Source organism: Lactobacillus hamsteri DSM 5661 = JCM 6256 (genome assembly GCF_000615445.1).
GTDB classification, from domain to species: Bacteria; Bacillota; Bacilli; order Lactobacillales; family Lactobacillaceae; genus Lactobacillus; species Lactobacillus hamsteri.
In genome coordinates this window covers 34,563-46,277 of record NZ_BALY01000003.1, presented here as the reverse complement: position 1 = coordinate 46,277, position 11,715 = coordinate 34,563, and the positions used below count along the sequence as shown (strand labels likewise).

The following is an 11,715-nucleotide window of genomic DNA, read 5'->3' as shown; positions in this document are numbered from 1 at the left end:
TAAACAGAGAAAGAAAATAATATGAAATATATAATTGGCATAGATGTGGGAACGACAGCAAGTAAGGGCGTTCTTTATGATGAAAATGGCAAGCAGATTTTTGAAATAGGGGTTCCATATCCTTTGATTCAAACTAAAGTTGGACAAGCGGAAGAAGATCCGGAAGTTATCTTTGATGCTGTTCAGCAGATAATTTATAAACTGTCCAAAAACGCAGACGGAAAAATAATGGCAATTTCTTGGTCTAGCCAGATGCATTCATTGATTGGATTAGATGAAAATAAAAACTTATTAACTAATAGTATTACTTGGGCAGATAATCGTGCTGAAGAAATAGTTGCTGGAGCTAAAGAAAGTGGGCTAGGAAAAATAATTTATCAAAATACGGGTATGCCAATTCATCCCATGGCGCCTGTATATAAGTTGATGTGGCTTAAAGAAAAGAATGCCCAGCTTTATAAACAAGTGAAATATTGGATCGGAATAAAAGAATATTTAATTTATCGATTAACCGGAGAGCTTTGGATGGATATTCCAATGGCTGCTGGTAGTGGAATGCTTGATTTAAAGACCTTAACTTGGGATAACCAGATTTTGAATAAATTAGAGTTAAGCATAGATCAATTGCCTAAATTGACTAAGCCGACTGAGATTATTTCAAACTTGAGTGATGAATATCGACGTAAATTAAACCTGTCTTCTAATACGCTTATTGTAATTGGCGCAAGTGATGGCTATTTATCTACAATTGGCGTTGGTGTTTTAAGTAAAAGTGATTTTGCACTTAACGTTGGTACATCAGGTGCAGTTCGAACTTTGGTTACGCAACCTATTATTGATAAAAAGGCGCGTTATTTCTGTTATCCAGCAGATAAAAAATCATATTTAGTTGGCGGTCCTGTGAATAATGGTGGGATTGCTTTTGAATGGGCGCGTAAAACAATTTTTGATGCGGATGAAACTGCAGAAGATTTTTTAAATATTGCTCAAAGCGTTCCGGCAGGAAGTGGCGGACTTATTTTTCATCCCTACTTGGGTGGAGAAAGGGCACCAATTTGGAATGCAAATTCAAAAGCATCTTTTATTGGCCTGACGCGTAATCATACTAAGCCTCAAATGGCTCGTAGTGTGCTTGAGGGAATAGTATTCAATCTTTTTGAAGCATCGCATGCGATAACAGAAAATATTGGCAGACCGCGAGCAATTAAAGTTACAGGTGGTTTTATAAGAAGTGAGTTTGTTCGCCAAATGCTTGCTAATGTATTTAATATACCTATGGTTGCTATGAAAAATAGTCAAAGTGGAACATTAGCGGCCATGTTTTTAGCACGTTTAGCATTAGGGATGAATAAAGAACTATCGGAAATAAATAATTTTATTACGGAAGAAAAAGTTTATTTTCCTGATTCTAAAGAAGTAAAGATTTATCAAGAAATTATTCCGATTTATCAGGAAATTGAACACGAAATTAATCAAAGCTATGAAAAGATAACAGCTTTTCAAAATAGGCATCCTGATCTATTTAAGGCGTAATAGATTGCATCCTTAGGCTATTTCTGTTACAATAGCGGAAGTTTGGAAGTGAGATTATGGCAGTGAAAAAAGCAGCATTAGCCTGCAGCGTTTGCGGGTCGCGTAACTACTCAATCACCGCAAGTAAGAATCGCACTCAGCGACTTGAATTAAAAAAGTTCTGTAAGCATTGCGGTAAAATGACATTACATAAGGAAACGAGGTAAGAAGTAGATGATCAAGTTCTTTAAGAGCGTTGGACACGAAATGAAGTTAGTCACTTGGCCAACTTATAAACAAAATCGCCACGATACTGTGACTGTTATTGTAACTTCAATCTTGTTTGCTGCATACTTGGGTGCTTTAGATTGGGCATTCAGTGCCTTGACCCAAGCTATTATGTAATGCAACTTAAACATAGTAAATAATATTGCTACGTGGTATAATATTGAAAAAGAAAAGGGCCTCTATGTGGAGGTTTTTTTGTTTGCCGAAAATTAAGGAGAAAAGAAATGGTCGAAACAGCTGAAAAGAAATGGTATGTTTTGCATACTTATTCTGGTTACGAAGACAAAGTTAAGTCAGATTTGTTATCACGTGCTCAAAGCATGGGGATGCAAGATTACATTTTCCGTGTAATGGTACCTGAAGAAGAAAAAGTTGAAACTGTTCGCGGTAAGAAACAAGAAGTTGAAGAAAAAGTATTTCCAGGTTACGTTTTAGTGGAAATGGTAATGACTGACGAAAGTTGGTTTGTTGTAAGAAACACTCCTAACGTAACTGGATTTGTAGGTTCACATGGTGGTGGTTCTAAGCCTTCACCACTTCTTGATGAAGAAATTAAACGTCTTCTCAACAAGCAAGGCGCACCTGCTAAGGAACCAACTATTGACTTCGAAATTGGTGAACAAGTTACTATTACTGAAGGTGCCTTTAATGGTATGGTAGGTAAGATCACTGATATTCAACCCGATAAATACAAAGTTTATGTTTCTGTTGATATGTTTGGTCGTGCCACAACTGCTGAACTTGAATACGATCAAGTTAAGAAGTTGGACGAATAATTAATTCATCATTTAGTATTGTATTTGCGGTTAAACGATGGTAACATACGTAAAGTACGTTTATTATTGTGGGAGGAGAAGTAGGTAAATTCTCCATTTTAACCGCATCACGGAATCAAGGAGGTTTTGACCGTGGCAAAGAAAGTTATTAACGTAGTTAAGTTACAAATCCCAGCTGGTGCTGCAACACCTGCACCTCCAGTTGGTCCTGCTTTGGGTCAAGCTGGTATTAACATTGTAGGTTTCACTAAGGACTTCAATGCTAGAACTGCTGACCAAAAGGGCATGATTATCCCTGTAGTTATTACAGTATATGAAGATCGTTCATTCGAATTCATTACTAAGACTCCACCAGCAGCTATTTTGCTTAAGCAAGCTGCTAAGATCCAAAAGGCTTCTGGTGAACCTAATACCAAGAAGGTTGGTAAGGTAACTAAGGACCAAGTCAAGGAAATTGCCGAGACTAAGATGAAAGACCTTAACGCTGCTGATATTGAAGCTGCTATGCGCATGGTTGAAGGTACCGCTAGAAGTATGGGTATCGAAGTCGAAGACTAATCCTGTTATTTAGGTAACATATTAGGTGGGAGAGCTCAGAGAAAGCTCGATTGACCACATATACAAGGAGGAAATCACATGCCAAAGCATGGTAAGAAATATTTAGAAGCTGCTAAGAAAGTAGATTCAAACAAGTTTTACTCAATTGAAGAAGCTATGAAGCTTGTTAAGGAAACCTCATACGCAAACTTTGACGCATCTGTTGAAGTTTCTTACAACTTGAGTGTTGACCCTAAGCAAGCTGACCAACAAATTCGTGGTTCACTTGTTTTGCCTAACGGTACTGGTAAGACTCAAAAGGTTATCGTATTTGCTGAAGGCCCACAAGCTGAACAAGCTAAGGCTGCAGGTGCCGACGAAGTTGGTTCTGACGAATTAGTAGAAAAAGTTCAAAACGGTTACTTGGACTTTGACGTTGTTGTTGCAACCCCTATGATGATGGCTAAGGTAGGTCGTTTGGGTCGTATCCTTGGACCTAAGGCTTAATGCCAAACCCTAAGACTGGTACTGTAACCATGGACATCGAAAAGGCTGTTAAGAACGTTAAGGCTGGTCAAGTTGAATACCGTGTAGACCGTCAAGCATCTATCCACGCTGCTATCGGTAAGGTATCATTCACTGAAGATCAATTAGTTGAAAACTTTGACGCATTACGTGACGTAATTTTACGTGCTCGTCCTGCATCAGCTAAGGGTCAATACATCAAGAGTGTTGCAGTTGCTGCAACCTTTGGCCCTGGTATCAAGCTTGATCCATTGAACTTGAACTAATCGTTATAAAATATAAATAATGATTATAAAGCGTTTCGCACTATTGCGGGACGCTTTTTTTATATGGTATCATTAGTTGATTTCACGCACGATAAAAGGAGTATTTCATGCATAAACATCTTGGAGTAAAGATTGTTGGTATTTTATTTTTAGCCGTATTTTTTTTAACAGGCTGCAAAAACAACAATTCTAAAATTACTGTTGTCGGTTCTAGTGCCATGCAACTTCTTGCTGAACAAGCAGGAAATGATTATCGTTTAGCTCATCCATCAAGCAATATTGTTGTGCAAGGTGGAGGATCTGGTACGGGACTAAGTCAGGTTCAAGCCGGAGCGGTAGAAATTGGGACTTCCGATGTCTTTGCAGAAACACAAAAAGGAATTAATGCTAAAAAGTTGAAAAATCACTTAATTGCAGTAGTTGGTATTGTACCGATTGTTAATAAAAATGTTGGTATTAAAAACTTATCTACTGAACAATTAAAGAAGATTTTTACAGGAAAAATTACTAATTGGAAACAGGTTGGTGGAAAAGACGAACCAATTACCGTTATTAATCGTTCAAAAGGTAGTGGTACGAGAACTTCATTTGAAGATATTGTTTTAAAGGGACAAAAACCAATTCGTTCTCAAGAACAAGATTCTAACGGAGCAGTTAAGAAAATTGTTAATTCAACCCCAGGTACAATTAGCTATATTTCATTCCCATATGCTAATGACAAGCATATTCAAAAATTAGATATTGACCATGTTAAACCAACTAATAAAAATATTACAACTAATAAGTGGAAATTATGGTCTTATGAACATATGTATACCAAAGGTAAACCGACTAAAAAGGTTGCAGCCTTTATTAACTATATGTTGGGAAAGAAAGTACAGAAAGATTTGATTCCTGAAATTGGTTACTTAAGCATTAACGATATGAAGGTAATGCGTGATAGTAACAATAAAGTTACAAAGATTGGGTAAATGAATGAGTAAAAATACAGAAGATTTAAAACAGGTAGTTGATCAAGCAATTGCCGAACAGAAAGTCCCTCATGTTAAGCTGAAGAAGATGGGACCTAATGATGTTGATGTTGATAAATTAACTAAGCCATCTAAAGAAACACGTCAAGAATATTGGGGTAAAGGTTTAACTTATTTTGCCATTGGATTGATTATCGTTTTAGTTGTTTCAATTATTGGCTTTGTAGGTGCACATGGTTTAGCTACCTTTTTCAATGATCATGTCAATATCTTCCACTTTTTAACTTCTACAGATTGGGATCCAGGTGATGGTAAAAATCATGTTGGGGCAGCTGCTATGATTGTAACTTCTTTCTCTGTTACTTTATTAGCTGCCTTGGTGGCCACCCCATTTGCAATTGCCGTAGCGCTCTTTATGACGGAATATACTTCTAAAAAAGATGCGCAATTTTTGCAATCCGTAATGGAGTTATTAGTAGGAATTCCATCCGTAGTTTATGGTTTCTTAGGCTTAACTGTTATTGTTCCAGTTATCAGAAATATTTTTGGCGGAACTGGCTTTGGTATTTTAGCGGCAACTTTAGTTTTATTTGTTATGGTTTTACCAACAATTACTTCACTAACTGTTGATGCATTAAAGGCGGTTCCTAAACATTTTAGACAAGCTTCTGCAGCTTTAGGAGCAACGCATTGGCAAACTATTTATAAAGTTGTTTTACGTGTAGCAACACCAAGAATTTTAACTGCGATTATTTTTGGTATGGCACGTGCCTTTGGTGAAGCCTTAGCTGTTCAAATGGTTATTGGTAACGCAGTTCTTATGCCTTACAACTTGGTAAGTCCATCGGCAACCTTAACTAGTCAATTAACTAGCCAAATGGGTAATACGGTTATGGGAACTTTACCAAATAATGCATTATGGTCATTAGCGCTTTTGCTTTTGATTATGTCATTGGTATTTAACTTCTTAGTTAGATTAGTAGGAAAGAAGGGACAAAAGTAATGAATGCGAAAAGCAGAGATAAATTAGCAACGATTATTATTCATATTTTGGTTGCAATCGTTGTTTTAATTTTAGCTGGTATTTTAGGCAATATTTTAATTACTGGTGTCCCTCATTTATCGTGGCATTTCTTAACCTCTGAAGCTTCATCATATAAAGCAGGGGGCGGTGTTCGAGATCAATTGTTTAATTCGCTTTATTTGCTTGTTTTAACAACAATTATCTCTTTGCCAATTGCTTTGGGAGCAGCGATTTATCTTTCTGAATATGCTAAAGATAATTGGATTACTAGTTTGATTAGAACGACAATTGAAATTTTAAGCTCGCTTCCTTCAATTGTTGTAGGTTTATTTGGCTATTTATTATTTGTTGTTCAATTCGGTTTTGGTTTTTCAATTATTTCTGGTGCTTTAGCTTTGACATTCTTTAACTTGCCAATTCTTACCAGTAATATTGAACAAGCAATTCAGGGCGTTCCCCAGGCTCAACGTGAAGCTGGTCTTGCTTTAGGTCTTTCTAATTGGAAAACCATTCGCGGAATTGTGTTACCAGCGGCATTACCAGGAATTTTAACAGGACTTATTTTGAGTGCTGGAAGAATTTTTGGGGAAGCTGCAGCCTTGATTTATACCGCAGGGCAAAGTGGCTCAACTGTAGATTATTCAAACTGGAATCCATTCAGTCCAACGAGTTTTTTGAATGTTATGCGTCCTGCTGAAACTTTGGCCGTTCATATTTGGAAAGTGAACACAGAAGGAATTATTTCAGATGCTACCATTGTTTCTGCGGCAACTTCAGCCTTGTTGGTTATTGTGGTTATCTTGTTTAACTTAGGTGCTCGCTATTTAGGCAATAAGCTTTATCAAAAATTAACGGCAGCAAAATAAAGGTGAAAAATGGAAGTAATTAACAAACCAAGCTATATCAAGACGTTTGATTCAGATGAGATAGCTTTGTCGACTAAAGATTTAAGTGTTTTATATGGCGGTACAGTTCAAAAGCTATTTGATGCGAGTTTGCAATTCAAGAAAAATACGATTACAGCATTAATTGGTGCTTCAGGTTCTGGTAAATCAACCTTTTTACGATCTTTAAATAGAATGAATGACCGAGTAGCAACGATTAATGGCGAAATTATTTTTCATGGATTAGACGTTAATAAGTCAAATATTAATGTTTATGAATTGCGTAAAAATATTGGTATGGTCTTTCAACGTCCCAATCCTTTTCCAAAATCAATTCGTGAAAATATTGTTTATGCTTTAAAAGCTAATGGCATGAATGATAAAAATGAATTAGATCAAATTGTTGAAGAAAGTTTACGTGCGGCTGCTTTGTGGGATGAAGTTAAGGACAAACTTGATAAAAGTGCTTTGGCTCTTTCAGGTGGTCAGCAGCAAAGACTTTGTATAGCACGTGCCTTAGCAGTTAAACCAGAAATTTTACTTTTGGATGAACCCGCTAGTGCCCTTGATCCTGTTTCAACGTCTAAGCTTGAAGATACTTTAAAACAGCTTCGCAGCAAATATACCATGATTATGGTTACGCATAATATGCAGCAAGCATCTAGAATCAGTGATTATACTGCATTTTTCCATCTTGGACATGTAATTGAATATAATACAACAGCCGAAATCTTTACTAATCCTAAGGGCAAGATTACGGAAGATTATATTCAAGGTAGTTTTGGTTAAAGGAAAAGAAATGAAAGAAGTTATAACTGCAAAGAACGTTAAGTTAAACTATGGCAATTTTGAAGCTTTGCATGGAATTAGTCTGAACTTTCATGAAAAAGAATTAACGGCATTAATTGGTCCTTCAGGTTGTGGTAAGTCAACTTTTTTGCGTTGCTTAAATCGAATGAATGATGATATTGAAAATATTCGTATTACTGGTGAAATTTTATTCGATGGAAAAGATATTTATAGTCCAAAAACTGATTTGGTTGAATTAAGAAAAGAAGTTGGTATGGTTTTCCAGCAGCCAACACCCTTTCCTTTTTCTGTGTATAACAATATTGCTTATGGTTTGCGTTTAGCCGGTGTTAAAGATAAAGAATTAATTGACCAAAGAGTCGAGGAAAGCTTAAAGCAAGCTGCAATTTGGAAGGAAACTAAGGATAATTTAAATAGAAACGCTCAGGCTTTTTCAGGCGGACAACAACAACGAATTTGTATTGCAAGAGCCTTAGCGGTTAGACCAAAAGTTGTTTTGCTTGATGAACCAACAAGTGCATTGGATCCAATTTCAAGTTCAGAAATTGAAGAAACTTTAATGGAATTAAAACACAAATATACTTTCATTATGGTTACGCACAACTTGCAACAGGCAGGGCGAATTTCTGATCAAACAGCATTTTTAATGAATGGCAATTTGATTGAAGCTGGTCCAACAGAGCAGATGTTTATTGCACCTGAAAAACAAATTACAAGTGATTACCTTAACGGTCGTTTTGGTTAGAGTATTGAGGTAAAAGATGCACGAAATATTTTTAGATGAATTGAAAAAATTGAATACCCAATTTATGGAAATGGGTGTTTTTGTAAATGATGAAATTGATCATGCTACAAGAGCTTTTGTTGATCATGATAAAAAAAGAGCACAAGCTATGGTTGATGATGAAGAAAAGATTCCACATGAATCTTTAGACATTCAAAAGAAAGCCTTGAAATTAATGGCTTTACAACAGCCAGTTGCGACTGATTTTAGAGTGGTAATCAGTATTTTGAAGGCAACAACTGATTTGGAAAGAATTGGTGAAAATGCAATTAGTATTGCTTTGGAAACAATTCGTGTAAAGGGAAATCCTCGAATTCCAGAAGTAGAAGAAATTATTTCTCGCATGACTCATAATGTACGCCACATGTTGATTCAAGTTTTGACTGCTTATGTTCAAGATGACGGTAAAATGGCTAAATCTGTTGCAGCGCATGATACTGAAATTGATGAAGATTATGTTAAGGCTCGAAAGTTGATTATTGATGGAATTGAAAATGATCCAAGCGTAGCCGTAGCTTCATCAAGCTACTTTGTAGTTACTAGATTATTAGAAAGAATTGGCGATCACATCGTTAATTTGGCAATGTGGGTTGTTTACAAAACTACAGGTGAGCTTGAAGAGTTGTCGAATCCAACTGAAGGAAAAACTATTTAATTTTTTCCTTGCGCTAAATCATATGTCCTGCTATACTATGTAATTGTAAATTCTACCTAAGACTCGGGTGGCATGACGCCTTAATATCCCGCCGAGGCCAGAAGATAATGAAGATTTTTACGCTCCATGTCTTTCGGCATGGAGTTTTTATATAAAAAGGCCTTATAGAATTTATCAGAGTAATTATGGAGGTGAAATCGATTGAGTAAAGCTGCTATTGCTGAAAAAGAAAAGCTCGTTGATGCATTTGCTGAAGAACTTAAGAGTGCAAAGGCTATCTTGGTAATTAACTACTTAGGTTTGACTGTTGAAGAAGTTACTAACATGCGTAAGGAACTTCGTGATAACGATGTTAAGATGAAGGTTATCAAGAACACCTACTTAAGACGCGCTGCTGCTAAGGCTGGTATTGAAGGTCTTGACGATACTTTTGTTGGCCCAACTGCTGTTGTCTACACTGATAACGCTGACGACGTTACTGAACCTGCTCGTATTGTTTCTAAGTACGAAGATGACTTTGACGTTATCGAAATCAAGGGTGGTATGCTTGAAGGTAAGTTGACTTCAAAAGAAGAAATCAAGGAACTTGCTGCTATCCCAGGTCGCGAAGGTTTGTTGTCAATGCTTGTATCTGTATTGCAAGCTCCAGTACGCGACTTCGCATATGCTGTTAAAGCTGTTGCTGAATCAAAGGACGAATCAGCTGAATAATTGTTGATAAGAAATTATCATAGCTATTATCTAAATTCTAAATTTTCGGAGGATATATAAATGGCTTTAGATACTGAAAAGATTATTGAAGATTTGAAGGGTGCTACCATCCTTGAATTGAACGACCTTGTAAAGGCTATTGAAGAAGAATTTGACGTTACTGCTGCTGCTCCAGTTGCAGCTGCAGGTGCTGCAGGTGCTGCAGAAGCTAAGTCAGAATTCGACGTTGAATTGACTGAAGCAGGTCAAGAAAAGGTTAAGGTTATTAAGGTTGTTCGTGACATTACTGGTCTTGGCCTTAAGGACTCAAAGGACCTTGTTGATGGTGCTCCTAAGAACGTTAAGGAAGGCGTTTCAGAAGACGAAGCTAACGACATCAAGGCTAAGCTTGAAGAAGTTGGTGCTACTGTAACCCTTAAATAGTTACTGCCCAACTGGGCGACTATTTATAAAAAGAGGATTTTGCCACTTGGCAGGGTCCTCTTTTTTTTCGTAAAATATAGATATGGATACAACACTTAAGAAAAATATTTATAAATGGACAATGGCAATTCTAGCAATTATCGCAATTGTTTTGATTGTCATGGATTTTGCTGCAGTAATTGATATTAATGGGCGTTACTCACGTTGGTTTTGGGTAAATAACATTATTTTGATTATTTTTGCAATCGATTATTTTGTAAGACTTTATAAGTCAGATGATAAGCGCCTGTTTGTAAAAAATAATATTTATGATTTATTAGCCATTATTCCAGTAGGTATTGCTTTTAACTGGATGGAAATGGCACAGATGGGGAATATTGTTTTATATTTCCGATTGCTACGGCTGATTCGATTAGCTGGATTGGTTGGTAAATTACGTAAAATTTTGCATACTAATGGCATTCTTTATATGATTTACTTTAGTATTGCCTTTTTAATGTTAGGATCTGTTGCGATTTCAATTACTGAACACGTTTCTTTAGATCGAGCGTTTTGGTGGGCTATTACAACTGCAAGTACTGTGGGTTATGGTGATATTTCTACCTATACCATCTCACCAAAAACTTTAATGGGAAAATTTGTAATCTTAGTAATGATTTTAATTGGTGTAGGAATCATGGGTATGGTTACAAGTTCACTTACGACTTATTTTATGAAGAAAAATTCGGCTATTAATACTAGTCAAAACCAAAGTAATATGCAGCTTATTTTAAAAAAGCTTGATAATCTTGAAAAGCAAAATCAAGATTTAGCTGATGCCAATAAAAAAATGCAGGCTCAAATTGAAGAGTTGCGTAAAGAACAAAATTCTACGGAATGGCGCCGTTTAAAAGGTTGGATTTCAAAAAAGAAGAGCGAGGATGAAAATGGCAAATAATAAAAATCAAATGTATTTTGCAGAAAATCCTGATGCCGCACATGATGAACATGTTGTAGATTATCATGTTGGCGGCGTTGATTTAAAGTTTAATACCGATGCTGGAGTTTTCTCAAAAATGCGTGTTGATTATGGTTCTGGTGTCTTAATTAAAGCGATGGAAAACGTGAAATTTCCTGAAAATAATATTCTTGATGTTGGGACAGGTTATGGCCCAATTGGATTATTTGCTGCAAAATTTTGGCCTAATCAAACTGTTGATATGGTCGATGTCAATGAACGTGGATTAGCTTTAGCAAAAAGAAATGCGGAGCTTAATCATGTTGGCAACGTGAATATTTACTCATCAGATGTTTATTCGCAAGTTGATAAAACTAAAAAGTTTGGCATGATTTTGACCAATCCCCCAATTAGAGCGGGCAAAAAAGTTGTTTCTGCGATTTTAGCAGATGCGAAAGATTATCTTGTAAATAATGGTGTTTTATTAGTAGTTATTCAGAAAAAACAAGGTGAGCCAAGTGCACGTAAGTTGCTTAAAGAAACTTATGGCAATTGTGAAATTTTGGATAGGGATAAAGGCTATTACATTTTAAAGGCCGTAAAAAATTAAAA

At 36.2% G+C, this 11,715-nt stretch carries 15 protein-coding genes, 1 pseudogene and 1 other annotated feature; all 16 genes and pseudogenes read left to right on the top strand.

Annotated features, from left to right (window positions below; all coding sequences use genetic code 11):
* The first annotated feature begins 21 nt into the window (after positions 1 to 21).
* Positions 22 to 1,533 (top strand): gluconokinase, encoded by a 1,512-nt coding sequence (locus tag JCM6256_RS01365; RefSeq protein WP_025080055.1) that lies wholly within the window; start codon positions 22 to 24, stop codon positions 1,531 to 1,533.
* Positions 1,534 to 1,589: 56 nt separating this feature from the next.
* On the top strand, positions 1,590 to 1,739 hold the full coding sequence (gene rpmG, locus JCM6256_RS10465; RefSeq protein WP_003549092.1) for a 50S ribosomal protein L33: 150 nt from the start codon (positions 1,590 to 1,592) through the stop codon (positions 1,737 to 1,739).
* A 7-nt stretch (positions 1,740 to 1,746) separates the two neighbouring features.
* Positions 1,747 to 1,917, top strand: coding sequence for a preprotein translocase subunit SecE (secE, locus tag JCM6256_RS01360; protein ID WP_025080054.1), 171 nt, complete (start codon positions 1,747 to 1,749; stop codon positions 1,915 to 1,917).
* 107 nt (positions 1,918 to 2,024) lie between these two features.
* A complete protein-coding gene (gene nusG / locus JCM6256_RS01355) occupies positions 2,025 to 2,576 on the top strand; it encodes a transcription termination/antitermination protein NusG (protein WP_025080053.1) in 552 nt (183 codons plus the stop codon).
* A gap of 132 nt (positions 2,577 to 2,708) precedes the next feature.
* Positions 2,709 to 3,134, top strand: coding sequence for a 50S ribosomal protein L11 (gene rplK / locus JCM6256_RS01350; RefSeq protein WP_025080052.1), 426 nt, complete (start codon positions 2,709 to 2,711; stop codon positions 3,132 to 3,134).
* A gap of 78 nt (positions 3,135 to 3,212) precedes the next feature.
* Positions 3,213 to 3,904 (top strand): annotated as a pseudogene (rplA, locus tag JCM6256_RS01345) (50S ribosomal protein L1).
* Between the two features lie 107 nt (positions 3,905 to 4,011).
* Positions 4,012 to 4,875: a phosphate ABC transporter substrate-binding protein gene (locus JCM6256_RS01340; RefSeq protein WP_025080050.1), complete on the top strand. Its 864-nt coding sequence runs from the start codon at positions 4,012 to 4,014 to the stop codon at positions 4,873 to 4,875.
* Between the two features lie 4 nt (positions 4,876 to 4,879).
* Positions 4,880 to 5,878, top strand: coding sequence for a phosphate ABC transporter permease subunit PstC (pstC, locus tag JCM6256_RS01335; protein ID WP_025080049.1), 999 nt, complete (start codon positions 4,880 to 4,882; stop codon positions 5,876 to 5,878).
* Complete coding sequence (gene pstA, locus JCM6256_RS01330; protein WP_025080048.1) at positions 5,878 to 6,765, top strand: phosphate ABC transporter permease PstA; 888 nt, start codon at positions 5,878 to 5,880, stop codon at positions 6,763 to 6,765. Before pstC ends, pstA begins: the two co-directional genes overlap by 1 nt.
* A 9-nt stretch (positions 6,766 to 6,774) precedes the next feature.
* Entirely contained in the window at positions 6,775 to 7,572 is a 798-nt protein-coding gene (gene pstB, locus JCM6256_RS01325; RefSeq protein ID WP_025080047.1) for a phosphate ABC transporter ATP-binding protein PstB, read from the top strand.
* A 10-nt stretch (positions 7,573 to 7,582) separates the two neighbouring features.
* The gene (pstB, locus tag JCM6256_RS01320) at positions 7,583 to 8,338 is read left to right on the top strand and encodes a phosphate ABC transporter ATP-binding protein PstB (protein ID WP_025080046.1); all 756 of its coding nucleotides are present in this window, start codon (positions 7,583 to 7,585) and stop codon (positions 8,336 to 8,338) included.
* 16 nt (positions 8,339 to 8,354) lie between these two features.
* The gene (phoU, locus tag JCM6256_RS01315) at positions 8,355 to 9,032 is read left to right on the top strand and encodes a phosphate signaling complex protein PhoU (protein WP_025080045.1); all 678 of its coding nucleotides are present in this window, start codon (positions 8,355 to 8,357) and stop codon (positions 9,030 to 9,032) included.
* 37 nt (positions 9,033 to 9,069) lie between these two features.
* Positions 9,070 to 9,191, top strand: a sequence feature (ribosomal protein L10 leader region).
* A gap of 42 nt (positions 9,192 to 9,233) precedes the next feature.
* The gene (rplJ, locus tag JCM6256_RS01310; protein WP_025080044.1) at positions 9,234 to 9,743 is read left to right on the top strand and encodes a 50S ribosomal protein L10; all 510 of its coding nucleotides are present in this window, start codon (positions 9,234 to 9,236) and stop codon (positions 9,741 to 9,743) included.
* 60 nt (positions 9,744 to 9,803) lie between these two features.
* Positions 9,804 to 10,166: a 50S ribosomal protein L7/L12 gene (rplL, locus tag JCM6256_RS01305; protein ID WP_025080043.1), complete on the top strand. Its 363-nt coding sequence runs from the start codon at positions 9,804 to 9,806 to the stop codon at positions 10,164 to 10,166.
* Positions 10,167 to 10,248: 82 nt separating this feature from the next.
* On the top strand, positions 10,249 to 11,103 hold the full coding sequence (locus JCM6256_RS01300; RefSeq protein WP_025080042.1) for an ion transporter: 855 nt from the start codon (positions 10,249 to 10,251) through the stop codon (positions 11,101 to 11,103).
* Positions 11,093 to 11,713: a class I SAM-dependent methyltransferase gene (locus JCM6256_RS01295; protein WP_025080041.1), complete on the top strand. Its 621-nt coding sequence runs from the start codon at positions 11,093 to 11,095 to the stop codon at positions 11,711 to 11,713. The genes JCM6256_RS01300 and JCM6256_RS01295 overlap by 11 nt, the downstream gene beginning before the upstream one ends.
* The last annotated feature ends 2 nt before the right edge of the window (positions 11,714 to 11,715 follow it).

Bases quoted from the DNA above. Each gene is read 5' to 3' on its own strand.
- rpmG (WP_003549092.1), top strand. From the start codon at position 1,590: ATGGCAGTGAAAAAAGCAGCATTAGCCTGCAGCGTTTGCGGGTCGCGT.
- pstC (WP_025080049.1), top strand. From the start codon at position 4,880: ATGAGTAAAAATACAGAAGATTTAAAACAGGTAGTTGATCAAGCAATT.
- rplL (WP_025080043.1), top strand. From the start codon at position 9,804: ATGGCTTTAGATACTGAAAAGATTATTGAAGATTTGAAGGGTGCTACC.
- JCM6256_RS01340 (WP_025080050.1), top strand. From the start codon at position 4,012: ATGCATAAACATCTTGGAGTAAAGATTGTTGGTATTTTATTTTTAGCC.
- pstB (WP_025080047.1), top strand. From the start codon at position 6,775: ATGGAAGTAATTAACAAACCAAGCTATATCAAGACGTTTGATTCAGAT.
- pstB (WP_025080046.1), top strand. From the start codon at position 7,583: ATGAAAGAAGTTATAACTGCAAAGAACGTTAAGTTAAACTATGGCAAT.
- JCM6256_RS01365 (WP_025080055.1), top strand. From the start codon at position 22: ATGAAATATATAATTGGCATAGATGTGGGAACGACAGCAAGTAAGGGC.
- secE (WP_025080054.1), top strand. From the start codon at position 1,747: ATGATCAAGTTCTTTAAGAGCGTTGGACACGAAATGAAGTTAGTCACT.
- phoU (WP_025080045.1), top strand. From the start codon at position 8,355: ATGCACGAAATATTTTTAGATGAATTGAAAAAATTGAATACCCAATTT.
- JCM6256_RS01300 (WP_025080042.1), top strand. From the start codon at position 10,249: ATGGATACAACACTTAAGAAAAATATTTATAAATGGACAATGGCAATT.
- pstA (WP_025080048.1), top strand. From the start codon at position 5,878: ATGAATGCGAAAAGCAGAGATAAATTAGCAACGATTATTATTCATATT.
- nusG (WP_025080053.1), top strand. From the start codon at position 2,025: ATGGTCGAAACAGCTGAAAAGAAATGGTATGTTTTGCATACTTATTCT.
- JCM6256_RS01295 (WP_025080041.1), top strand. From the start codon at position 11,093: ATGGCAAATAATAAAAATCAAATGTATTTTGCAGAAAATCCTGATGCC.